Genomic DNA, 23834 nt, shown 5'->3' with positions numbered 1-23834 from the left:
ATGGCAAAGCTTTCCCTCTTCGCGCGGCGTCGTCGCCGCGTCCGCACCGCGCTCAAGGCAGTTTCGGGCCACAAGCCCCGCCTCAGCGTCCACCGTTCGGGCCGTCACATCTATGCCCAGGTCATTGACGATGCGCAGGGCAAAACCCTGGCCGCCGCGTCGACCCTGGACAAGGACGTCGGGTCGAAGGCTCTGGGTAAAACTGGCGCCTCTTCCGAAGCCGCTGCCGAAGTCGGCAAGCGCGTTGCCGCTGCGGCGACTGCTGTCGGCGTCACCAAGGTCGTATTCGATCGCGGTGGCTTCCTGTTCCATGGCCGCGTCAAGGCGCTGGCCGATGCCGCCCGCGAAGGCGGGCTGGAGTTCTGATCATGGCTGACGAAAACGAAATCCAGGCCCAGGCGGGCGCACCTGCTGCCGTTGAAGGCGGCGAGAATGCACCGACCGAGGGCCGTGGTCCCGGTCGCGGCCGTGGTCGCGGCGGTGATCGCAACCGTGGTGAGCGTGGCGGCCGTGGCCGTCGTGACGATCGCCGCGGTGGTAACCGTGACGAGGAACAGGGCGAAGAGCTGATCGAGAAGCTGGTTCACATCAACCGCGTCTCGAAGACCGTCAAGGGTGGTAAGCGCTTCGGCTTTGCTGCTTTGGTGGTTGTCGGCGACGGCAAGGGTCGTGCGGGCTTCGGCCATGGCAAGGCGCGTGAAGTGCCCGAAGCCATCAGCAAGGCGACCGCTTCGGCCAAGAAGGCGATGGTTCGCGTTCCGCTGAAGGAAGGTCGCACGCTGCACCATGATGGCCTCGGCCATTTCGGTGCGGGCAAGGTCACGGTTCGTTCGGCTCCGGCCGGTACGGGTATCATCGCCGGTGGTCCGATGCGCGCCGTGTTCGAAAGCCTCGGCGTTGCAGACGTCGTGACGAAGTCGAACGGCACGTCGAACCCGTACAACATGATTCGTGCGACCTTCTCGGCGCTGGGCGAGCAGACCAGTCCGAAGTCGGTGGCGCAGCGTCGTGGCAAGAAGGTCGCTGACCTGCTTCGTCGCGGTGGTGCCTCGGCAGAAGTCGCCCAGGCCGACGCCGAAGCGATCGTGGAGTAACGGATATGGCGAAGATCAAGATCAAGCAGATCGGCTCACCGATCCGCCGTCCTGCCGACCAGAAGAAGATTCTGATCGGCCTCGGCCTTGGCAAGATGCACCGCGTGGTTGAACTGGAAGACACAGCGGAAGTCCGCGGTGCCATTGCCAAGCTTCCCCACATGGTTGCAGTGGTCGAGGGCTGAGCCTTCCGATCACAACGGAATGAAGCGGGAGAGGGGGAAACCCCTCTTTCGTTTTTTTGGAAGACGCGCTAAAGGCGCGACTTCCAAATCCCAGCCTAGGCTGGGATCTCATGCCGGATGGCGAGTCCTCTTGTGAGGATACCCCCGGTTTCATTTGGCTAGGCGCGACTCGAGAAGTCGCGTTCAGCCGCCAGCGGTCCCAGCCTTCGCTGGGACTTCGGCGTGACTGCTTAAAGAGCAATCACGCCTCGCGCGAACATAGCGAAAGCGAGTGCACAATGACGAAGCTTAACGAACTTAATGACAATGCTGGTGCCCGCAAGGGCCGGATGCGCGTTGGCCGTGGTATCGGCTCGGGCAAGGGCAAGACCGCCGGTCGCGGCCAGAAGGGTGCGAAGGCACGCTCGGGCGTTGCGATCAACGGCTTCGAAGGCGGCCAGATGCCGCTCCACATGCGTCTGCCGAAGCGCGGCTTCAACAACATCTTCGCCAAGGATTACGCGATCGTAAACCTGGGTGCGCTGCAGAAGGCGATCGACGCTGGTAAGCTCGACGCAAACGCCACCATCGACCATGCGGCCCTGAAGGCTGCCGCACTGGCTCGCGGTGGCAAGGACGGCGTGCGCCTGCTCGGTAAAGGCGAACTGACCGCAAAGCTCAGCCTGCTTGTTGCCGGTGCGTCGAAGGGCGCGGTGGAAGCGGTCGAGAAGGCTGGCGGCAAGGTCGAAGTGATTGCTGTCGTTCCGGCTGCCGAAAAGGCCGCCGCCAAGAAGGGCAGCGCCAAGGCCGCCAAGAAGGCATAACAAGCCGCCAAGGCTTGCAAGCATGGCCCCGCTGCCCGATATGGGTGAGCGGGGCCTTGTGTGTTTTTAGGCTCAGGTGCCTTTATCGCTGGCTCTGGCCTGGTTCAGAATGAACGGTGTGAATTTCCGAGTTCGACAGGGCGCGATCACGCCGCTAAGGGGTTAGCGATTCCGCGCCGGGTATCTGACCGGCAAGATGTTTTGAAGGGCAGCCAAGATGGCATCGAGAGCCGACCAGCTCGCATCCAATCTCAGCCTGGCGAAGTTCAGCCAGGCGACCGACCTCAAGAAGCGCCTATGGTTCACATTGGGCGCCTTGATCGTGTTTCGCTTCCTGAGCTTCGTGCCGCTACCGGGCGTCGACCCGACCGCGCTGTCTCAGCTTTATAAGCAGACGAACGGTGGTGTCCTGGACATCTTCAACACCTTTTCGGGTGGTTCTCTGTCACGCATGAGCCTGATCGCGCTCGGGGTGATGCCATATATCACTGCCTCGATCGTCGTACAGCTCGCCGCCAGCCTTTCGCCGCAGCTCGCCGCGATCAAGAAGGAAGGCGAGAGCGGTCGCAAAAAGCTCAACCAATATACGCGTTACGGCACGGTTGGCCTGACTGCGGTGCAGGGGTATTTCATCGCGGTCGGCCTCGAAAGCTTCGGCGCGCAATCGGGCGTGCAAGCAGTGGTCGATCCCGGTTTTCTGTTCCGGATCGCAGCGGTCGTTTCGCTGATCGGGGGCACGATGTTCCTGATGTGGTTGGGCGAACAGATCACGTCGCGCGGTATCGGCAACGGCGTCAGCCTCATAATCATGGCTGGTATCGTTGCTCAGCTTCCGGTCACCCTAAGCAATCTTTTCAAATCGGGCAGCGAGGGATCGATCTCGGGCCTGCTGATCGTGATGGTCATCGCGTTGGCGGTGGGCTTGATCCTGCTGATCTGTTTCATGGAGCGCGCGCAGCGCCGTGTTCTGATCCAGTATCCCAAGCGTCAGACTCGTCAGGGATTGATGCAGGCGGATCGCAGCCATCTGCCGCTCAAGGTAAATACCGCCGGCGTTATCCCGCCGATCTTCGCCAGTTCGCTTCTGCTGATGCCACTCACGATTTCCCAGTTCGCGGGTAGAACCATTGCCGGTGAGAGCAGGCTGGGGGATTTCGTACTAACGCTGAATCAATATCTGTCACATGGCAGCCCAGTTTACATGGGCCTTTACGGCCTGGGTATCGTGTTCTTCTGCTTCTTCTACACCGCAGTCGTGTTCAATCCTGAGGAGACGGCGGATAATCTCAAGCGGAATGGCGGGTTTATCCCCGGCATCCGTCCCGGCAAGAATACCGAAAATTATCTGGACTATGTGCTGACCCGGATCACGGTGATTGGTGCTGCCTATCTGGCCATCATATGCCTGGTGCCGGAATTTGCCATCGCCCGGGCGGGTATTCCCTTCTATCTGGGCGGGACAAGTCTGCTGATCGTCGTCAATGTTACGGTAGATACCGTGACGCAGATCCAGAGCCATTTGCTGGCTCACCAATATGGGGATCTGATAAAGAAGGCCAAGCTCAAGGGACGCCTTCGCTAATAAGCATCAGGCGCAGCGCAAGAACAGGGGAGTATGCGCAAAATGAATATCATTCTGCTGGGTCCTCCAGGAGCAGGGAAGGGCACGCAGGCGAGCCGCCTGGTCGAAACCCGTGGCATGGTTCAGCTGTCGACGGGTGACATGCTTCGGGCGGCGGTAAAGGCGCAGACGCCGATTGGCCTCAAGGCCAAGGCGGTGATGGAAGCGGGTGAACTGGTTTCGGATGAAATCGTTTCCGGTATCATCGGCGAAGCATTGGATAGGTTGGCCGACAGCACTGGTGTGATCTTCGACGGCTATCCGCGCACCGAAGCTCAGGCCCATTCGCTCGACGCCATTCTTGCTGATCGCGGCCGTACATTGGACCATGTCATCGAACTCGACGTCGATGAGGACGCTCTGGTTGAGCGCATCACGGGCCGCTTCACCTGCGCGACCTGTGGTGAGGGCTATCACGACAGCTTCAAGCAGCCCAAGGTCGCTGATGAGTGCGACAAATGCCATGGGCATGAGTTCAAGCGTCGTCCCGACGACAATGAAGATACGGTTCGCACCCGGATGGCGGAATATCGTGCTAAGACCGCCCCCATCCTTCCAATCTATGAGGCGCGAGGGATCGTGTCTCGTGTGGACGGCATGGCTGACATGGACGATGTGACTGCGGCAATCGTGGGCATATTGGATCACGCTAAAGGCTAAGGTAATTTCTCCCGTCTTTCAGAGGCGGGAGGAAAGTATGAACAGCTTCCCGGCCAATGCGGGTCGGCAGGCAGTGTCGAACATGCTCGCATGATTTTTGCCGCACCATATAGGCATTTAAGGCTTTCCGGGGTCTTGGGGCCTCTGCATCGTGGCGGTCACTGGCATGCTCGACATCGCCCTCTCTCCGGCGGGCAAGGATGTTCGTGTAGGCATGTCGCGAGAGGCTATATGCGAATGGGTCTGGTGCAGATTGCGCCCATTGTGGCCAAGGTGCTGGCCGAGCTTGCACGGCTGAAGCCCCAGCGGAGCAGGGCGACTGACCTTCCACGCTGGACTCCGCATCGAGGCGCCAGCAACAATGTGTATCCGACCCCAATATCTTAACCGATTGATTGCTGTTTCATTGCTAATGCATCCGGGTGACTGCTTCGCTCACTCGGAACCGCTTGGCGGAATTGGATGCCTTGAGAGGCATCGGTGCACTGTGTGTGCTGGTTTTTCATTATTCCACGCGTTTCCACGAGCTTTTTCCCCAAGCGGCGCATGTGCCGTTCAGTTTTCCCGGGGGCAATTATCGCGTCCTGCTGTTTTTCACGATCTCAGGCTTCGCTATATTCTTCACGCTGGATCGGATCGTTAGCGTCGCCGACTTTGCGGTAAACCGGATCGCCCGGCTTTATCCGGCCTATATCGTCGCGATGTTGCTGACTCTGTCGATCGAATATGCGGCAAAGGCGTCCCAATTGCTGGTGGGTCCCAGTGCGATCCTGGCTAACTTCACGATGTTGCAGGGGTTCGCGTTTCTTCCTGAAGTAGACGGCGCTTATTGGACATTGACCGTCGAAATCGCCTTTTACTTCTGCATGATATCAATTTGGAAATGGGCTGGATTGAAACGGCTCGAACCGATGCTGGCATTGTGGCTCGCGGTTCGCGCGATTTATGGGTTATGGCCCGACATGCCAGAACGCATCGTCATGCTCTTCGTACTGCGCTATCTCCCCTTCTTCATCATCGGGATGTTGTCGTACCGCGTCTGGTCTGGTCAGCGGAGCTGGCGCCAGCAATCTCCCTACGCCGCGCTTGCGCTGTTGTCGGTCGCCTTCATGGAAAGCTGGGACGTCACGCTGATGGCGTGCATTCTGCTTGCAGGCTTTGCAGCGCTGATCCGAGGGCATTTGCAGTGGATCGCGTCACGTCCACTGCTCTGGATGGGTGGGATCAGCTATTCCTTCTACCTTATCCATCAGCATGTGGGTTTCGTCGTGATGCTGAAAATGGCGGAGCAGGGCTACAGCCCGTGGCTCGCCTTCTTCTCCGCGTTTCTTGTCGCGTTAACTTTGGGCACAGGCATCAACAGGTTGGTGGAGCGCCCCGCAGGCGAGGCCATAATATCATGGTGGCGACGGCGGCGTGGAAATAGGTTGGTGCACGCTGAAGCCTCGTCCCGGCCTATTTAATGAAAATGTCTATTCCGTCGCGCCGACAGTGATGGTGAGCGGAAAGAGAAGAACAGGGGCTCGGCATTCGATGCCAAGCCCCTGCATTAAGATTTTACTGTGCGCGGGGGGCGGCTGCTGCCGCGTTGGCAGGCAACCCGCCCATCTGCGTGACCAGCTTGGTATAGGCGTCTAGATAGGCCAGAACGATCACCTGGCCGATCTCGGTATTCTGGTAGCCGCTGGCACCGGCAGCAGCAAAGCCACCCCACCAACCAGCACCGCCGCCGCCGCCGAAGCCGATGTCGGTCTTGCGCGCATAGCCTTCGGTCAGCGCCTCTTCTTCCGTCGTGCGGGCGTTGACGATGGAAAGCGTGACGTTCGCTTCCTTCTTCTTGATGTTGAGGCCGCCAGCAAGTGCCCCGAATGTGCCGCCCATCAGGCCGCCGAGCGCAGCGCCGAAGCCGCCGCCGCCAGAGTTGCGGTTGGACGATACGATATCAGGCTCCAGATAATAGTCGGCTGCCTTGACCTGGCCCCGGCCCAGGTTCGATCCAGCCTGCAATTCGCCCGAGTCCGCCATGGCGCGTTCCATCGCCCGGCTCTGCATGGCGCGGCCGCGGTTGACGATGCCGAAGCAGCCGGACTGCTGGATGAACACCTTGAGGATCGCTTCCGGGCTGCCCAAGTTCAACTCGCGCCACCACTGGTTGTCGGGTTCGACGATCGCGACAGTGCCAAGGCGGCGGGTACAGCGGGGAATCTCCTGCTGAGCGCGCTCCTGCGACCTGCGACCCGAGGATGCGCCTTTGGTGGTGCCATCCTTATAGGTCTTGCCAGAAGAACTCATATTCGTCTGCGCCATCGCAGACATCGGCGTCGCAAGCATCGATGCTGTCGCGACGAGCGCGGAAACCGTTTTGAACATTGCCCCAAATCCCTTTCGAGCGGTTAATTATGGAATTTTTTATTATGGTACGACCCGTTTAAGGCTCGCGTCAATTACCATAGCTCGCGGGCTTTTCCTACTGATGGTCAGGCTGTTTGTAAGCTCTGCTGACAGGCCCGCAAATGGCTGCTATCGGCGCGGTCCATGACCAATCTTTCGCACATCCGTAATTTCTCGATCATCGCGCATATCGACCATGGCAAGTCGACGCTGGCCGACCGGCTGATCCAGCGCACCGGGGGGCTGACCGACCGGGAGATGTCGGCCCAGGTCCTCGACAATATGGATATCGAGAAGGAGCGCGGCATCACGATCAAGGCGCAGACCGTGCGCCTCGACTATGTCGCGAAAAATGGTGAGACATATGAGCTCAACCTCATGGACACGCCAGGCCATGTCGACTTCGCTTATGAAGTGAGCCGGAGCCTGGCTGCGTGCGAGGGCGCGCTGCTGGTCGTGGACGCGGCGCAGGGCGTGGAAGCGCAGACGCTGGCCAATGTCTATCAGTCGATCGAGCATGACCATGAGATCGTGCCGGTGCTGAACAAGATCGACCTGCCCGCCGCTGAGCCTGAGAAGGTGCGAGCGGAAATCGAGGAAGTGATTGGCCTCGATGCATCGGAAGCTGTGCTGGCGAGCGCCAAGTCTGGCATTGGCATCGATGACATCCTTGAGGCTATCGTCGCGAAAATCCCGCCGCCCAAGGGTGATCGCAACGCGCCGCTGGAAGCGATGCTGGTTGACAGCTGGTACGACCCTTATCTCGGCGTCGTCATTCTGGTGCGCGTCGTAAATGGCGTGATCAAGAAGGGGCAACAGATCAAGTTCATGATCGGCGAGACCGAGCATCTTATCGACCGCGTGGGCTGCATGCGGCCCAAGATCGAGCAACTGCCGGAACTCGGCCCGGGCGAGATCGGCTTCATCACCGCGCAGATCAAGGACATCAGCCAGACCCGCGTGGGCGACACTATCACCACGGTCAAGAACCCTGCCGCCAATCCGCTGCCGGGTTTCAAGGAAGTGCAGCCGGTGGTCTTCTGCGGGCTGTTCCCGGTGGATGCCAATGATTTTGAGAAGCTGCGCGATTCGATTTCTAAGCTGCGGCTCAATGACGCGTCCTTCTCCTTCGAAATGGAGACGTCGGCGGCGCTCGGCTTTGGCTTCCGTTGCGGCTTCCTGGGGCTGCTCCATTTAGAGATCATTCAGGAGCGGTTGACGCGCGAATATGATCTCGATCTCATCACCACCGCGCCGTCGGTGGTCTATGAGATGCATATGAAGGATGGGGAGGTGCGCCATCTGCACAACCCGGCCGACATGCCCGATCCCAACCATATCGAGATGATCGAGGAACCTTGGATCGAGGCGGTGATTTACTGCCCCGACGAATATCTGGGGTCGATCCTGAAGCTCTGCCAGGACCGGCGCGGCATCCAGAAGAACCTGACCTATGTCGGCGGACGCGCTCAGGTTACCTATGAGCTGCCGCTCAACGAAGTGGTGTTCGACTTTTACGATCGCTTGAAGTCGATTTCGCGCGGTTATGCGAGCTTCGACTATCATCAGATCGGCACGCGCGAGGGCGACCTCGTCAAGATGAGCATCCTCGTGAACAACGAACCGGTCGATGCGCTTTCGATGATCGTTCACCGGAGCGCGGCCGAGGCGCGCGGGCGGCACATGTGCGAGCGGCTGAAGGACCTGATCCCTCGCCACCTGTTCAAGATTCCGATCCAGGCGGCGATCGGCGGCAAGGTGATTGCGCGTGAGACGATTGCGGCGATGCGCAAGGACGTCACGGCGAAATGCTATGGCGGCGACATCACGCGTAAGAAGAAGCTGCTGGAGAAGCAGAAAGAGGGCAAGAAGCGGATGCGGGAATATGGGTCTGTACAGATCCCGCAGGAGGCCTTCATTGCGGCGCTGCGGATGGGGGATGAGAGCTAAACACTCCTTCGTTCGGGGTGACCTTCTCGAAGTGTCCTCCTTTCGTTGGAAAAGGGTAAGAGGGCTGCGCTGAGCAAGGATTGACGCGGGCGGGGCATCCATGATCATGTTCGTGCGTACTTCTTGATGGGACGAATGATGAGCGACGCCTGGTTGTATGACGAGCATCCTGCGATGTTTCGCGCGCATCCGTTCCTGTTCATCCTGCTGCTGATTTCTGTCGTCGGGCTGCTGGCGATTGCGGTCTGGTGGCTGCGGGCGAAGGGGGAACGGTTGGCGTTGTCCGACCGGGAGGTGCTGATGGAGCGCGGGCTGCTGGCCAAGCAGCGTACGGAGATTGCCCTATCCAGCATCCGCAGCGTGCGCATCACGCAGACATTCGGCCAGCGCATCTTCGATGTCGGCAATGTCGAACTGTTCAGTGCGGGCGACATCGCGGAAATCGCGGTCAAGTCCATGCCTCGGCCGGGCCGCATCCGGAACATCGCAGCGTCGCGCAATCTGGATTTGCTGCCACAGCGTTGACGGGTGTTCGCGCCCCCTTGACCTGACGCCAATTTATTTCGACCATATGTCCGGACTGAAGGGACAGTGAAAAGCCTGTATCCGGGGAAGGATGCCGCTGGGTAACGCTGCTTCGCAATGGCGCGGGGCGCGGTTGCAAAGGGTGTCCTTCATGGCCTTGCCGGTGATGCTATCGCTGCCTGAATTAACGGAGCCGCAGCGTGAGGCCGTTCGCGAGGCCTGCGGTTTTGCCTGCGTCCGATGCGGCGTAACCATCTATCGTTATCTTCGCCTGCCCGATTCGCCCCAAGCGACATTGCTCTGCCCGACTTGCCACGCGCTGGTGGAGGAGGGGCGGCTGACCACGGCGCAGGTGCAGGGATTTCATACCAATCCGGTGGTCCGCCAGCGGCACTTCGCGCGGGACCGCATGCCATTTTCTTCGGAGTTGCCGACTTTGATCGTCGGGGGCTCACGGCCTCTGCGCGATACGCCGATTCCGCTGGTGCTGGATGGCGAGCCGATCCTGATGTTCGCGCCGCCACGCCGCAGTCGGGGCGCGACGCGGATCAGCCTGCGGCTCGGTGATCCGGACGGCAATCCCGTGCAGGTGATTCAGGGCAATGAGTGGTTGGCTGCCAATGGTAGCTGGCGGTTCCTGCTGCGTGGTGATCGCTACAGCGTCATGGCGGCGCGCGGCGAGGGGTTAGCCATTTTGCGGATCGTGGCGCGTAACCGGATCGCGGTCGAACATTTGCGCACGACGATCCGGGGGCGGCGGCTGGAGGTGACGCCGGATTGGCTGGAGATCGATGGCAAGCGCCATGTGAACCGGATTGGCAGCGGGGCGCTTGTAGGACTGGAATGTTGAGGCGATGCGCTAAAAATGGCGGATTTCCGTCGAAGTTCACAGTGTATGCGCGCGCGAGGGCAGGCGCGCGTGGGCGCGAGGGGGTGATGTGGGACGTTTCAAAGAGAGGGGCGGGGATAGGGTTGTTGTGGGGGAATAGGACAGGGTGAATTTTGGGCTGACGTTGGGAATAGGATGGTTTTTGGAGGGGGTGTGGTTTTTGGGTGACGGCGGCGCTGATTAGTTATTCCCCTCCCGCAAGCGTCCAAACGAGGCACGTGACTCGTTTGAAGGGTTAGGGGTGGGTGCGAGCGAAGCGAGCTTCTTCTATGAAACCGGCGTTGCGCTGGCCCACCCCCCGGCCCCCTCCCGCCTGCGGGAGGGGGAGCAGTGTGCCTAACCACACCTTGCGGAAGTGATCACCATCTTCTCGTCGTAGCTGACGGTTAGGCGATCCGGGCGGAAGTCCATTGTCATGGCCATGCCTGGGGCGCCCCAGCGTAGGGTTCGGGCGCCAGATGCTTGTAACAGTTGTGCACCGATGTCGGCGCTGGCGGGCTGGCCGACGAAGCGGTCGAGGCCCTCGTTGCGGCAAGGCCCCTCGGCTGTCGCTGGCGTGGTGCCGGGGGCTTGTCCGTCAGCTGTGGTACAGGCCGCCAACAGAAGGGGAATCATCAGCGCCGCTGCCCGCATCATATTTGCTCCTATTCGGTGCGCGTCATCTTGAGGCGACCGCCCTTCACGGCGAAGGCCAGGCGTCCTTCGACAAGGTCAACGGCATCGCGGCCGAATTGTTCATAGCGCCAACCTTCCAGGATCGACAGGTCTTCGCGGACACCTGCGGCCAGCGCGTCCAGATCGTCGCTGCGGGCCAACAGGCGGGCGGCGACGTTGATGTCGCGTGAGCGGATCTTGAGGAGGAGCTTGAGCAAATCCGCGACCAGCGCGCCGTCCTTGCCGAGGCCGGGGCGCTTTGGATCGCGTTCGGGCATCTCATCCTTGTCGAGCGGGGTGTGGCTGCCGAGCGCGGCCATCAGGCGGGCGCCGATGTCGTTGGTTTTCCATGTGGCGGACAGGCCCCGCACCTTGCCGAGATCTTCCTGAGAGCGGGGCGGATGGCTGGCGATGTCGGCCAGCGTCTCATCCTTGACGATGCGGCCACGCGGCAGGTTCTTGTCCTGCGCTTCTATCTCGCGCCATGCGGCGAGCGACTTCAAACGGCCGAGGACATCTGCCTTGCGGCTCGCGATGCGGACGCGTTTCCAGGCCTCGTGCGGCTCGTTCACATAATTGGAGGGGTCGCAGACGCGTTCCATTTCCTGATCCAGCCAGTCGCCCCGGCCGGTCTTGCGCAGCTCCTCCAGCATCATCGGGAAAATCTGGATGAGGTAGGTGACGTCGCCGATGGCATAGTCGATCTGCCGCTTGTCGAGCGGGCGGCGTCCCCAGTCGGTGAAGCGTGCGCCCTTGTCGAGCTGCACGCCGAGCCATGCGTCGACGAGGTTGCCGTAACCGATCTGCTCCCCAAGGCCGAGCGCCATGGCGGCGATCTGGGTGTCGAACATCGGGTGCGGGGTGCGGCCGGTCAGGTTGTAGATGATTTCCAGATCCTGCCCGCCTGCATGAAAGACCTTCAGCACATCCTCATTATCAACCATCAGGTCGAGCAGGGGGCTAAGGTCGAGCCCGGGGGCCTTGGGATCGATCGCGGCGGCTTCGTTGCTGTCGGCCACCTGGACGAGGCAGAGGTCGGGCCAATAGCTGTTTTCGCGCATGAACTCGGTATCGACCGCGATGTAGGGCGATTTGGCGATACGGGCGCAGAATTGGGCGAGTGTCTTGCTGTCGGTGATCAGCGGATGGATTTGCATATGGTCTTCGATCTTATTATGGGCTGGCCCGTCGCTCACGGGCTCGTCAATGCTTGACAAGACCGCCCATAGCGGGGCTGCGGCACTTTGTCATTTCCGTAAAACGAAGCTGAAAGATACAATCGCCATGCACGCCTATCGCACTCATACTTGCGGCGCCCTGACTTCTGCCGAAGTTGGCAATGAAGTGCGGGTGTCCGGATGGGTGCATCGCAAGCGTGATCATGGCGACCTGGTCTTCATCGATTTGCGCGATCATTATGGCATGGTGCAGATCGTCACCGAGGTGGACGGTCCCGTCTTCAAGGTGATCGAATCGCTGCGCGCCGAAAGCGTCGTGACGGTGACCGGCAAGGTGGTGGCGCGCGCGCCCGAAGCGGTGAACCCGAACCTGCCGACGGGCGAGATCGAAATCCGGGCGCTCGATGCGGTGCTGCTGTCGGCTGCCGCCGACCTGCCGCTGCCGGTCGCGGGTGAGCAGGAATATCCCGAGGATATTCGCTTGCGCTATCGCTTCCTCGATCTGCGCCGCGAGACGCTGCATGCGAACATCGTCAAGCGCACGAAGGTCATCTCCGACATGCGCCGCCGCATGGAAGGGGCGGGCTTTACCGAATATTCGACGCCGATCCTGACCGCGAGCAGCCCGGAAGGCGCGCGCGACTTTCTGGTGCCGAGCCGCATCCATCCGGGGAAATTCTACGCCCTGCCGCAGGCGCCGCAGCAATATAAGCAGCTGCTGATGGTGGCGGGTTTCGACCGTTATTTCCAGATCGCGCCTTGCTTCCGTGACGAAGACCCACGCGCCGACCGCCTGCCGGGCGAGTTCTACCAGCTCGACCTGGAAATGAGCTTCGTCACGCAGGAAGATGTGTGGAACACGATGGAGCCGGTTATCGCGCAGGTGTTCGAGCAGTTCGCCGAGGGCAAGCCGGTGACGCCTGCGGGCAGCTTTCCGCGCATTCCTCATGAAGAGGCCATCCTGAAATATGGGTCGGACAAGCCCGACCTGCGCAACCCGATCCTGATCCAGGACGTGACCGAGCATTTCGTTGGCTCCGGTTTCGGCATCTTCGCCTCGCTGGTGGAAAGCGGCAGCGTCATCCGCGCGATTCCGGCGCCGGGCGCTGGCGCGGGTAGCCGGAAATTCTTCGACGACATGAACAATTGGGCGCGGGGCGAAGGCTATTCCGGCCTTGGCTATATCAACATCAAGGATGGCGTCCCCGGCGGCCCCATCGCCAAGAATCATGGCGAGGAGCGGACGGCGAAGCTGATCGAGGCGCTCGGCCTTGGTCCCAATGATGGCGTGTTCTTCGCGGCGGGTAAGGAATCGCAGGCGGCCAAGCTGGCGGGTCTGGCGCGTATTCGCGTGGGCGAGCAGCTGGACCTGATCGACAAGGATCGGTTCGAGCTGTGCTGGATCGTCGATTTCCCCTTCTATGAATATGATGAGGAATCGAAGTCGGTCGACTTTGCGCACAACCCCTTCTCCATGCCGCAGGGCGGGATGGATGCGCTGGAGCATCAGGACCCGCTGACGATCAAGGCGTATCAGTATGACATGGTCTGCAACGGCTTTGAGATTGCTTCGGGATCGATCCGTAACCAGTCGCCTGAGCTGATGGTGAAGGCGTTTGAGAAGGTGGGCCTTAGCCAGCAGGATGTGGAGGAGCGCTTTGGTGGCCTCTACCGCGCGTTCCAATATGGCGCGCCGCCGCATGGCGGCATGGCGGCTGGTGTCGATCGCATCGTGATGCTGCTCTGTGGGGCGCAGAATCTGCGTGAAGTGACGCTGTTCCCGATGAACCAGCGCGCCGAAGACCTGCTGATGGGAGCGCCGAGCGCGGCGGAGTTCAAGCAGCTGCGTGAACTGCATGTCCGGGTCGTGGAGCCGCAGGCCAAGGCCTAATCACCTTACCGTCATCCCAGCGAAAGCTGGGATGTAGATTCACGATTGAAGTGCACCGGTTGAGATTTGGTAGAATGCCTCAGCGGGAGTTTTGAAGCCAAGGCATTTTCTGGGGATATTGTTGAGGCGATCGGCATAGGCGCGCAATTGCCTGTTGCTGACGGTCTTGAGGCTGGTTTTGCGCGGGAGCATCCGGCGCAAGCGGCCGATGGCGTTTTCGACGCCGCCCTTTTGCCATGGGCTTCTGACATCGCAGAAGAAGGTCTGGACGCCGAGGCTGGCGTGCAGATGATAATGTTCGGCGAACTCATTGCCATTGTCGAAACTGACGGTTCTGCGCAGGTCTTTGGGGATGCGGCGCAGTCGGCAGGTGATGCGGCGGGCGGTGAGCCCGGCCTGCCGGTTGGGCGGCTTGTCGAGGATAGTGAAGCGGGTGTGCCGTTCGTGAAGGACAAGGACGTTATCGCCATATTTGGCGAACAGCATATAATCCGCTTCCCAATGGCCCGGCTGGGCTCGATCGGCAGCTTCGGCGGGCCGCTGGGCGATCGGCACGCGATGCCTGATCAGCTTGACCGAGCTGCCGCCCTGGCGGCTGCGGCGCCCGCGCCGCGCCTTGTGGCGAGGCAGCAGGCGGTGCCAATAATCCTTCTGCGCCGACCGGTGATAAATGTAGCGATAGATTGACTCGTGGCTGATCATGGTGCGACCATGTTCCAGCGTCAGTCGGCCAGCGATCTGTTCAGGAGAGCATCCCATCGCAAGGCCGCTCTTCACCAGCCTTCGCAGGTCCGGCTGGCGTTCCAGCTTGAAGCGGCAATCCCATCGCCGCCGCCGGATCGCGAGGTCATGGGCGCGTGCCGGAGCATAGCCGCCCCGCCACACCTTCGTCGGCTTGCTGTTTCGCCGCAGTTCACGGCCAACCGTCGTATGCGCCCGGCCGATCGCTTGGGCTATCTTGCGGCAAGATATACCGGCTGCATGCAGCCGGTATATCTCGATGCGCTCTTCAAGGCTGAGCTCGCCATAATGTCTTCCCATCGCGCACACACCTTAGCAGATGGTGCACTTGTTCCGTGAACTCAGGGGATCTTAGGAGGGCTTCTGCCCAATCGAGAGAGATGCCAGCTTGCGCTGGCATGACAAAGGGAGGAAGGCCGGGGGTCACTAAACCGTCCTCAGCCCCGCTCGTTCACCGCGCCGCGTTCTTCCCCACCGGCTGGGCCTGCGCGATCACCGCACCCGGCTTCGCCGCCAGCCGCGCGATCGTCTTCAGCGCGTAATCCAGCTGGAAATCCTCGACCCCCTTCTTCTTCAGTTCCTCGGCCGACATGGCGAAGCGCGGATCTTCCTTCGTGTCTTCTTCCAGCGCGGCATTGTCCGTCTTGATCTCGTTGATCAAGTGACGGCGCAGGTCGCTTTCGCGGAATTTCGGCCGGTTCTTATAATCGGGGTCCGACAACTGCGGCACGCGCACGTCAGGCTCGATCCCGCCTTCCTGCACCGACCGCCCGGACGGCGTATAATAACGCGCCGTCGTCAGCTTGAGCGCAGTCGTGTTAGTCAGCGGCAACATCGTCTGCACGCTGCCCTTGCCGAAGCTGCGCTCGCCCATCACCAGTGCGCGATGCTGGTCCTGCAACGCGCCCGCGACGATCTCGGACGCCGAAGCGGAGCCCGCATCGACCAGGACGACGATCGGCAATCCCTTCGCATCGTCGCCGGGCTTGGCATAATAGCGCTCGACATCGCCCTTGTTGCGGCCGCGCTGCGACACAATCTCACCGCGCTCCAGGAACGCGTCGCTCACGGACACGGCTTCATCCAGCAACCCGCCCGGATTGGACCGAAGGTCGAGGATATAGCCGGTCGGCTTATGGCCCAGGCTCTTGTCGATGCTGCGGATCGCCTGTCGCAGGTCGGCGCCGGTATTGGCGGAGAAGCTGACGATATTAATCACGCCAACGCCGTTCTTCACTTCCCACTTTACCGGCTTTAGCTGGATGATCTCGCGCGTCAGCGTCACTTCGATCGGCTTGTCACGGCCAGCGCGCACGATGGTCAGCTTGATCGACGTGCCCGGCGCGCCGCGCATCTTATCGACCGCTTCATCCAGCGTGCCGCCATAGATGAGCTGCCCGTCGAGATGGGTGATATAATCGCCCGCCTTGATCCCCGCGCGCCAGGCGGGAGTGTCCTGCGTCGGCGCGATCACCTTGACCGCGCCATCCTCCTGCGTGACCGACAGGCCAAGGCCGCCATAGCTGCCCTCCGTCTGTGTGCGCAGATTCGCGAAATCGCGTGCGTCGAGGAAGCTTGAATGCGGGTCGAGGCTGGCAAGCATGCCGTCGATCGCGCCCTTGATCAGCTTTTCATCATCGACCTTCTCGACATAGTCGCTGCGGACTTTCTGGAAGACGTCCATGAACTCGTCGAGCGCCTTGTAGCTGCTCGCTTCCCCGTCCGCGAGCGCGGCCGTGGTGGCAGGGATAAGCGCAAGTGCGCCAAGGGCAACGGCGCCCCGGAAGAAATTGGATTTCATTGCTGTCCTGAGTCCTGGCATCAAGCCATCAGTATAGGATGCTTCTCAGGCATACGCAAAGCATCGGTTACGGCGTAGCGCCCGACGCGGCGCTATTCGTGCGGCCGTAACGCCTGATTGAGATCCTCCATCACCTGGGCGATCGGTTCCACCACGGTTACGCTGCGGCCTTCACCAAAGCGGATGCGGGTGCCATCCGTGACGGACGATACGAAGGTGACCTGCGCGGCATTGATGGCGGTTTCGGTCCGGTCGGCGCCCACGAACATCACGAGCATGGCTTTCCTCTCCTTCTTGTTGGATGTTGAGGTTAGCCGCATTTGCGCATGGCGCCAGCCATTTTTCCCTGAAGTCGGCGTCAATCCAATCGAATAGCCTCGATAAAGAGGCTGGCCCGCGCGTCCAGCCGTTGCGCTTCGCCCGCCAATTGGCTTGCCGCATGACGGATGTTGCGCGCGCCATCGACCGCCGCGTCGGCATTGCCGCTGATCTGGCTGGCGCTCAGCCGGACATGATCGCTGGACTCGCCCGCTTCGGCCATGCTGGCGGCGATGCCCCGGCTGAAGGCGCCATGGCGCGCCACCGCGTCGAACACGGAAGCCGACAGCCGATCGGCCGTCTCGATGGCAGAACCCATCAGCTCATGGCCCTGCGCCACATGACCGACGGTCGCGCGGATATGGTCTATCCGGTCGGCAATTTCCGCCGCGGCGTCGCGGGTTTGCCCCGCGAGCAGCTTCACCTCGCGCGCCACAACGGCAAAGCCTTGCCCCGCCTCCCCGGCTCGCGCGGCCTCGATGCCCGCGTTCAGGGCCAGCGTGGCCGTCGCCCGCGCCACCGCGTCGATCAACGCCGTCACCTCTCCGATGCCATCAGCCTGAACGCGCAACTGTTGGGTCTGGGCTGATCCCAGTCGCGTCTGTTCGACCGCCGCCTTGATCGCGGCGCCAGCCTGACGCACCTCGTCCTCGATCGATTGGAACAGCAGGCCAAGGTCGTTGGCCGACCCAGCGATACCGGACAGATTGTCAGCGGTTTGCGCGGCGGCCACCGCCATGCCTGCTGCCGCCTGCCCGTTATGGGCCGCTCTTTCCGCCGCGTCGCTCGCCAGCCGGGACAGCATGTCGGCCATCCCCACCAGATCGGCGATCAGCGTTGCGATATCGTCGCGAAAGCTGCCGCTCTCCCGCGTCACGCGCTCCAGCCGCTCGGCCCGCGCGATTGCCACGCGTGCATCCCGCTCCGCCGCCAGCTTCAGCAGCAACTGCCCGCCGACCATCCCGGCATAACGGCCGCCTTCTATGACGATCAGCCCTTCGCATTTCTGCCCCTGCGCCGCGTAGAGGTCGATCAGCATCTCGATCGTCGCGCTCCGCTCGACCGAGGCACAGGGCCGGATATGATCATCCAGCCGCCCGCCAAAGCTGGGGTTGCGCAGCAGCGCATGACCGAACGGATTGAACAAAATCCGCCGCATGTCCCGCTCGTAGATCGCGCCCTTGGGCCGATCCGCTTCGTCCAGCACGGGCAGCAGCCGCAGCGAAGGGTTTTGCTGAAAATGCTCCACCGCTTCGCTCAACGGCCGTCCGGCCCGGATCGCCGGGCTGGTAGAGACGAAGGGCAAGCCCTGCCAGCGAGGCAGCGACGGCGAAGGATCGAGCATCATGGGCGCGTACATGAGCCGCTGGTAGCGCCCGAATGGTAAATGAGCAGTTAGGTTTTGATGACAGATTTATGACAACGCACTGTTTTGTCTTGGTTTTTTATGGCAGTTGATAGTCGAATGCTTCTTTGGCGAGCTTGACCACCTCCGGGTCGGCCTCAGGAAAATCCATCGGCACCAGCTTTTCCAATGACTTGGCCACATATTTCAGTGCGGCGATCCGCCCAGCCGCACGGTGGTTATTGTCGATCACATGCCATGGCGCATATTTGCTGTCCGTCTTCTTGAACATGTCGTGCATCGCGTCGAGATAATCGTCGCGCCGCGCCCGGTTGCGATAATCCTCCTTGCCCGTCTTCCACCGCTTCCACGGCGTATCGAGCCGCTGAGCCAGCTGCTTGTCCTGCGTTTCCTGGGTAATATGGACGAACAGCTTGATGATGTTCGTGCCCGCGTCCGCCTGCTGCTTCTCAAAGGCGTTGATCTCGTCATAGGCGCGCTTCCATTCGCCCTTGGAACAGAGCCCTTCCACCCGTTCCACCAGCACGCGCCCGTACCAGCTGCGGTCGAACACCGCGATGTTGCGGCCCGCGGGCAGCCGCGTCCAGAAACGCCAGAGGAAATGATGATCGCATTCTTCGGCGGACGGCGCGGCGATGGGCCAGACGCGATAATAGCGCGGGTCCCATTGTGCGGTCATGCGCTTGATGATGCCGCCCTTGCCCGCCGCATCCCAACCTTCGAACAAGATGACCGATCGGCGGTCATGGATCACATGGGCAACCTGAATCTTCGCCAGCCGCTCCTGCAGCTTTTCCAGCTCCGCCTCATAGTCGCCTTTGAGAGGCTTGCCCTTCTCATAATCGGCAAGGTCTATCGCCATGCGCGTCATCCTTCCTGTTCAGATCAGGAAGCAACGCCCGAAGCGCTAAAAAGTCAAATCTGCCTTGCCCATGCGCCGTACTGTCACCAACCTTGCGGCACATCGCTTTTACAAGCGACATGGTCTGTTCGCCATCAAGGACGCGCCACATCCCGTAACGGGCGCGCCGGTTCGGTGTTTTGGCTGGCGGCGATAGGTCTGGATGGTAAGTAGATTGGAGGCTTTCGGCAATTTAGAAATGAGAGCCAATTTTTGGAGCTTTATTTTACTGCTGGTCTAATCGTCGAACTTCCGTGAGGCTGGTTGAGGCTCCACACCGCAGCCACAATTCTTGTAGCCGTGCTCTGGCTGGGTCGGCCCGGAATGCATCCAACGCCCTGTCGCTAGGAAAGTGCAGCACATGGACTTCCAGCTTGCCATCCATCGAGCGCAATCGTTCAAGCAGTTGTACGCCGTGATTTTCCAGGAGAGGGAGCGCCTGAGACTCGTACTCCTCGAACAAGCCAATATCCGCTTCGGAAATGTCGAGCTGAACGAGAATGAGCATTGACAGCAAGCCTCCTAACCGATGCGAAGCATGGCGGGAAATGTAGGCAGGTCAATCGGCATTGAACGGCGTGCTGTGGTCGCTTTCAGACCCTTTGACAGGATCATGTGTAACGCAGCGGCCACGGCGACGTTGGGAAGCCAGTCATTTGGACGTGCTCACTCCGGATAACCGATCTCCATCACCTCATATTCCTTTTCCCCGGCGGGCAGCATGACGCGGCGCAGGTCGCCTATCGCCGCGTTGCGCAGGGCGCGCGCGATGGGGGAGTTCCAGCCGATCCGGCCTGCGCTGGCGTCGGCTTCGTCATTGCCGACGATGGTGACGGTGCGGTGATTGTCGTTCTCGTCAGCGATCGTCACGGTCGCGCCGAAGAAGACGCGGGTCTTGTCGGGTTGCTGACGGGGATCGACGACTTTGGCGTCTTTCATCTTCTTTGACAGGCGGCGGAGTTGGCCGTCGATTTCGCGCATGCGCTTGCGGCCGTAGAGATAGTCGCCATTCTCACTGCGGTCGCCATTGCCCGCTGCCCAGCTGACGATCTCCACGATGCGTGGCCGCTCCTGCCCAAGCAACTGGTCATATTCGGCGCGTAGCTTCGCAAAGCCTTCGGGGCTGATGTAGTTGGGGTGAGGGGTCATGACCGGACTTCCCTATCCCTTCGAATGCAGCTTGTCGAAGTCCTCATCTCAACGAAGAGAAGTGAAGGGCTTCGACAGGCTCAGCCCGAACGAAGAATAAAGGCGGTCAGCCTGGAGTTTGCTTGCCCAGATATTTGGAGAGTGGGGTATTGGAACCCCGGAAGCGGGCGCGTTCGGGGTTCATGGCTTCATAGACGACCGCATTTTCCAGCACGCGCTGTACATAGTTCCGCGTTTCGAAAAGCGGGATCTGCTCGATCCAGCGCAACATGTCGGCGCCCGGCAGGCGGGGGTCGCCATTGGCGGTGACCCAGCGGTTCACATTGCCCGGCCCCGCATTATAGGCCGCGACCGCCAGTGGATAGCTGCCGCCATAATAGTCGAGCATGCGCTGGAAATAGGATGAACCGAGCATGATGTTGTAGCTCGGGTCGTTGAGCGAGCCGGGGTCGTAGCCAAGGCCAAGCTTGCCCGCCTGTTCGCGCGCGGTGCCGGGCATGAGCTGCATCAGGCCGCGCGCGCCAGCGTGGCTGACGATCTGGCGGTCGAACTGGCTTTCCTGCCGCGCAATGGCATGCACCATCGTCCAGTTGGATTGGGCCGTCGGCGGCACGGGCACCCGGGGGAAGGCGCTTTCGCCATAGCCGGTGAGGCCGCTGGACACGGCGCGGCGGCCGACCATCACGCCCATGTCGGGCCTGCCGATGCTCTTGGCGAGTTCGGCGGCGAGATAATGGTCGCTGTCGCTGTCGGCATTATTGGCGATCGCGCGGGCGAATTTGCTCTGATCCTCCCAATAGCCCATCTGCCCCAGCGCTTTCACCGCGCGGACGACGGAGCGACTGGCGAAGGCGGTGCGATCGGCGGCGGAAATCTCCACGGCCCGTTCCACGCGGGCAGGCGCGGGCACCGGCTTTCCGACGCGTTCCAGGGCAAGTTGGCCGTAGAACTGATCCGGGAACACCGAAGCCTGGGCGAAATAGCTGGTCGCGGTAGCCGTATCACCGGCTGCCAGCGCTGCGCGGCCTGCCCAATAATAGCCCTTCGACTGGGTCTGGGGGGATTTGGCAGCCGTTGCGTAGCGCCGGAACATCGCCGCCGCGTCCGATGGGCGGTTCAGATTGTAGAAGGCGGTCGATCCCGCCAGCCAGGCGAGGCTGGTATAGTCATCACGCTCGCCAATCGGGCGGCTGGAAACGTCGGTGCCGGGCGCATAGGTGTCGTCCAGCTTGCTGGCGATGCCATAGGCGAAGCTCCACTGGCTGTCGTTGGCGGCGGCGCGCGCCTGGCCGAGCAATGTCTCATACCATTTTTCCGCATTGCCCGGGCGGAAGGCCAGCTGGGGCCGGTTGGCGAGATATTGCCGTGCGGCGATCCAATTGCCCGTGTTCAACAGCCAGGTCGCCTTGTCCGCGACGAAGCCAGCGTCGGATATGCCGACTGGTTCCGCGGCTTGCATCCTAGCTGCGGCGTCCGGAGCTTTCTGGCGGAAGGCGATGCGCGCTTCGTAGACCGGCCGCCGCGTGGCCGTCACATAAGCGAGCATCCGTTGCGTCCCGGCGATGTCGCCGCCCCACAGCAGCACGTCGGCGCGCTGGTCATGGTCCGCACTCGTCCAGCTGCTGCCGAAGAGCGAGAGCAGCCGAGCCTCGTCATCCGGCGAAAGCGTGCCGCCGACCCATGCGCTGCGTGCGGCGATGCGCGCTTCTGGCATGCGGCCCATCTGCATCAGCGCCAGCGCGTTGCGCGCATGGCCGGTCGCGGTGCGCGCAGGGAAGCGGGCGAAGAAGGCCGTAACCTGACGCGGATCATAGCTGTTGGGATTGATCCCGGTTTCCGCCAGCCGTCGCATCCGGTCCTCCCCCGGCCAACCGGGATTGGCGAGGATGAAGCTGGCATAGGAGGAAAAGCCCAAGCCATCGCTCTGCTGCAATGCGCGCCACTGGCTGATCGTCGCGGAGATGGACGGATCGGACGCGACGCCGATTCGGCTGCTCACCTGATTCCAGGGCGATGGCTGAGGCGATGACTGAGTCGTGGCGGGCAGTTGCTGGACCACCGCGCCAGCCGGATAGGGCGTCGCAACGGGGGCTTCGGTCTGGGCGCTGGCGCCAGCGGTAAAAAGAAGAAGAGCGATCAAGGGCATGCGGACCAATGCTGTTTCGGGGCGGCGAGCTGACAGCCTACTGGACATCATCGCAATTCCATCCTTATCAGGCCTTGAATGACGCGCTATAGCGCGCCGAGGCCTACACTCGACAGTGTGCCCCGGAATGCCGGTGAATTGAAGGAGTTTGTTGATGTTTTCCGGGTCGATTCCGGCACTGGTCACCCCATTTCGCGACGGAAGCGTGGACGAGGCCGCGTTTCGCGCCCTTGTGGACTGGCAGATCGAGGAGGGAAGCAGCGCTCTGGTGCCATGCGGCACCACCGGCGAAAGCGCGACCATGACGGTCGAGGAGCATAATCGCGTCGTCGCCATCTGCGTCGATCAGGCCGCGGGCCGCGTGCCGGTCATCGCGGGTTGCGGGTCCAATGACACGCGAATCGCTCTGGAGCATATGTTCGCGGCGCAGGCTTCTGGCGCGGACGCGGCGCTGGTGGTCGCGCCTTATTATAACAAGCCCAACCAGGAAGGCGTCTATCAGCATTTCGCCTATCTGGCCGAGCGCTGCCAGCTGCCGATCGTCCTCTATAATGTGCCGAGCCGCACGATCACCGACATTGGCGTGCCGGTGATCCATCGCCTGACGGAAGAATATCAGACGATCGTTGGCATCAAGGACGCCACCGGGAATCTGGGGCGGGTCACCGCGCAGCGGCTCGCCTGCCGGGATGATTTCTGCCAGCTGTCCGGCAATGACGAAACCGCGCTGGGATTTAATTCCATGGGGGGCAGGGGCTGCATCTCCGTCACGGCCAATGTCGCGCCGCGTCTCTGTGCGGAGTTCCAGACGGCCTGCGCATCGGGTGACTGGGCTTGTGCGCTGGCGTTGCAGGATCGACTCTACCCATTGCACGACGCGCTGTTCAGCGATTCTTCACCTGGGCCGGTTAAATATGCGCTCAGCCGCGTGCGATCCGACATGCCCGGTGAACTGCGTCTGCCGATCACCTGGCCTTCGGAATCGAGCCGCGCCGCTGTTGATCGGGCTTTGGAAATTGCGGGTCTCGTCTAAATGGGCTGCGGCCTTATATGGTGAAGTGAGTTAGTTAAGAGTCCCATGGCCCGCCCCCGTCCCGAACTGTTCGACAAGAAGAAGATCGTCGCCGAGAACCGGCGCGCGCGTTTTGAATATTTCCTGGAGGATGTGTTCGAGGCGGGCATCGCGCTGCAAGGCACGGAGGTGAAATCGCTCCGTTTCGGCGAGGGCAACATCGCCGAGAGCTATGCCGAGGTGAAGGGCGATCAGGTGTGGCTGGTCAACAGCAACATCCCCGAATTCAGCCATGGCAATCGCTATAATCATGAGCCCAAGCGGCCCCGCAAGCTGTTGCTGCACGAGCGGGAGATCGCGCGCATGCACGGCGCGGTGGAGCGCAAGGGCATGACGCTTGTCCCCTTGAGCGTCTATTTCAACAGCCGGGGCAAGGCGAAGGTTGAGCTGGCGCTGGCCAAGGGCAAGAAGACGCACGACAAGCGTGAGACGATCAAGGAACGCGATTGGAAGCGCGATCAGCAGCGTATCATGAAGGACCATCGCTGATGGGGCCGAG

General features: G+C 61.4%; 24 protein-coding genes. 13 read left to right on the top strand and 11 right to left on the bottom strand.

The window, feature by feature from the left end; genetic code table 11:
* From rplR to AC6JBC_RS12900, 7 genes are all read left to right on the top strand, one after another.
* A complete protein-coding gene (gene rplR, locus AC6JBC_RS12930) occupies window positions 1-366 on the top strand; it encodes a 50S ribosomal protein L18 (protein WP_498024674.1) in 366 nt (121 codons plus the stop codon).
* 2 nt (window positions 367-368) lie between these two features.
* Window positions 369-1094, top strand: a complete 726-nt coding sequence (gene rpsE / locus AC6JBC_RS12925) for a 30S ribosomal protein S5 (RefSeq protein WP_449470819.1) — start codon at window positions 369-371, stop codon at window positions 1092-1094.
* Between the two features lie 5 nt (window positions 1095-1099).
* A complete protein-coding gene (gene rpmD / locus AC6JBC_RS12920; RefSeq protein WP_196225097.1) occupies window positions 1100-1279 on the top strand; it encodes a 50S ribosomal protein L30 in 180 nt (59 codons plus the stop codon).
* Window positions 1280-1557: 278 nt separating this feature from the next.
* Entirely contained in the window at window positions 1558-2082 is a 525-nt protein-coding gene (gene rplO / locus AC6JBC_RS12915; protein ID WP_498024673.1) for a 50S ribosomal protein L15, read from the top strand.
* Window positions 2083-2299: 217 nt separating this feature from the next.
* The gene (secY, locus tag AC6JBC_RS12910; RefSeq protein ID WP_196225099.1) at window positions 2300-3664 is read left to right on the top strand and encodes a preprotein translocase subunit SecY; all 1365 of its coding nucleotides are present in this window, start codon (window positions 2300-2302) and stop codon (window positions 3662-3664) included.
* Between the two features lie 42 nt (window positions 3665-3706).
* Window positions 3707-4363, top strand: coding sequence for an adenylate kinase (locus AC6JBC_RS12905; protein WP_498024671.1), 657 nt, complete (start codon window positions 3707-3709; stop codon window positions 4361-4363).
* A gap of 422 nt (window positions 4364-4785) precedes the next feature.
* Window positions 4786-5826: an acyltransferase family protein gene (locus AC6JBC_RS12900; RefSeq protein ID WP_498024670.1), complete on the top strand. Its 1041-nt coding sequence runs from the start codon at window positions 4786-4788 to the stop codon at window positions 5824-5826.
* Window positions 5827-5920: 94 nt separating this feature from the next.
* Here AC6JBC_RS12900 and AC6JBC_RS12895 read toward each other — a convergent pair whose 3' ends face one another.
* A complete protein-coding gene (locus AC6JBC_RS12895) occupies window positions 5921-6655 on the bottom strand; it encodes a CsgG/HfaB family protein (protein ID WP_498024669.1) in 735 nt (244 codons plus the stop codon).
* A 243-nt stretch (window positions 6656-6898) separates the two neighbouring features.
* Between AC6JBC_RS12895 and lepA the strand changes: the two genes are divergently transcribed.
* The 3 genes from lepA to AC6JBC_RS12880 all read left to right on the top strand — a co-directional run bounded on the left by lepA (window position 6899) and on the right by AC6JBC_RS12880 (window position 10079).
* Window positions 6899-8704: a translation elongation factor 4 gene (gene lepA / locus AC6JBC_RS12890; RefSeq protein ID WP_449470824.1), complete on the top strand. Its 1806-nt coding sequence runs from the start codon at window positions 6899-6901 to the stop codon at window positions 8702-8704.
* Between the two features lie 135 nt (window positions 8705-8839).
* Window positions 8840-9229, top strand: a complete 390-nt coding sequence (locus AC6JBC_RS12885) for a PH domain-containing protein (RefSeq protein ID WP_498024668.1) — start codon at window positions 8840-8842, stop codon at window positions 9227-9229.
* Between the two features lie 166 nt (window positions 9230-9395).
* Entirely contained in the window at window positions 9396-10079 is a 684-nt protein-coding gene (locus tag AC6JBC_RS12880) for a hypothetical protein (RefSeq protein ID WP_464772651.1), read from the top strand.
* Window positions 10080-10454: 375 nt separating this feature from the next.
* Here AC6JBC_RS12880 and AC6JBC_RS12875 read toward each other — a convergent pair whose 3' ends face one another.
* Both AC6JBC_RS12875 and rnd read right to left on the bottom strand, forming a co-directional pair.
* Complete coding sequence (locus AC6JBC_RS12875) at window positions 10455-10733, bottom strand: I78 family peptidase inhibitor (RefSeq protein ID WP_498024666.1); 279 nt, start codon at window positions 10731-10733, stop codon at window positions 10455-10457.
* 29 nt (window positions 10734-10762) lie between these two features.
* Window positions 10763-11929, bottom strand: a complete 1167-nt coding sequence (gene rnd, locus AC6JBC_RS12870) for a ribonuclease D (RefSeq protein ID WP_498026080.1) — start codon at window positions 11927-11929, stop codon at window positions 10763-10765.
* A 127-nt stretch (window positions 11930-12056) separates the two neighbouring features.
* Here rnd and aspS point away from each other — a divergent pair, with 127 nt between their 5' ends.
* A complete protein-coding gene (gene aspS / locus AC6JBC_RS12865) occupies window positions 12057-13841 on the top strand; it encodes an aspartate--tRNA ligase (RefSeq protein WP_498026079.1) in 1785 nt (594 codons plus the stop codon).
* Between the two features lie 39 nt (window positions 13842-13880).
* Here aspS and AC6JBC_RS12860 read toward each other — a convergent pair whose 3' ends face one another.
* The 8 genes from AC6JBC_RS12860 to AC6JBC_RS12825 all read right to left on the bottom strand — a co-directional run bounded on the left by AC6JBC_RS12860 (window position 13881) and on the right by AC6JBC_RS12825 (window position 22263).
* Window positions 13881-14882: an IS30 family transposase gene (locus tag AC6JBC_RS12860; protein ID WP_498024665.1), complete on the bottom strand. Its 1002-nt coding sequence runs from the start codon at window positions 14880-14882 to the stop codon at window positions 13881-13883.
* A gap of 151 nt (window positions 14883-15033) precedes the next feature.
* On the bottom strand, window positions 15034-16383 hold the full coding sequence (locus tag AC6JBC_RS12855) for a S41 family peptidase (protein ID WP_498024664.1): 1350 nt from the start codon (window positions 16381-16383) through the stop codon (window positions 15034-15036).
* 92 nt (window positions 16384-16475) lie between these two features.
* On the bottom strand, window positions 16476-16661 hold the full coding sequence (locus tag AC6JBC_RS12850; protein ID WP_196225106.1) for a hypothetical protein: 186 nt from the start codon (window positions 16659-16661) through the stop codon (window positions 16476-16478).
* Between the two features lie 80 nt (window positions 16662-16741).
* Complete coding sequence (locus AC6JBC_RS12845) at window positions 16742-18061, bottom strand: methyl-accepting chemotaxis protein (protein WP_498024662.1); 1320 nt, start codon at window positions 18059-18061, stop codon at window positions 16742-16744.
* Between the two features lie 85 nt (window positions 18062-18146).
* Window positions 18147-18929, bottom strand: a complete 783-nt coding sequence (locus tag AC6JBC_RS12840) for a polyphosphate kinase 2 family protein (RefSeq protein WP_498024661.1) — start codon at window positions 18927-18929, stop codon at window positions 18147-18149.
* 265 nt (window positions 18930-19194) lie between these two features.
* The gene (locus tag AC6JBC_RS12835; RefSeq protein ID WP_498024660.1) at window positions 19195-19476 is read right to left on the bottom strand and encodes a DUF1330 domain-containing protein; all 282 of its coding nucleotides are present in this window, start codon (window positions 19474-19476) and stop codon (window positions 19195-19197) included.
* 158 nt (window positions 19477-19634) lie between these two features.
* Complete coding sequence (greB, locus tag AC6JBC_RS12830; RefSeq protein WP_498024659.1) at window positions 19635-20117, bottom strand: transcription elongation factor GreB; 483 nt, start codon at window positions 20115-20117, stop codon at window positions 19635-19637.
* 106 nt (window positions 20118-20223) lie between these two features.
* Window positions 20224-22263 (bottom strand): lytic transglycosylase domain-containing protein, encoded by a 2040-nt coding sequence (locus tag AC6JBC_RS12825; protein WP_498026078.1) that lies wholly within the window; start codon window positions 22261-22263, stop codon window positions 20224-20226.
* 154 nt (window positions 22264-22417) lie between these two features.
* On the opposite strand from AC6JBC_RS12825, the gene dapA reads away from it, so the two are divergent.
* On the top strand, window positions 22418-23296 hold the full coding sequence (dapA, locus tag AC6JBC_RS12820) for a 4-hydroxy-tetrahydrodipicolinate synthase (RefSeq protein WP_498024657.1): 879 nt from the start codon (window positions 22418-22420) through the stop codon (window positions 23294-23296).
* 45 nt (window positions 23297-23341) lie between these two features.
* Entirely contained in the window at window positions 23342-23824 is a 483-nt protein-coding gene (smpB, locus tag AC6JBC_RS12815; protein ID WP_196225111.1) for an SsrA-binding protein SmpB, read from the top strand.
* The last annotated feature ends 10 nt before the right edge of the window (window positions 23825-23834 follow it).

Source organism: Sphingobium sp. RC1, from assembly GCF_059738765.1.
Note: the sequence above shows the minus strand (reverse complement) of the source record. Positions and strands in the feature narration are given on the sequence as shown.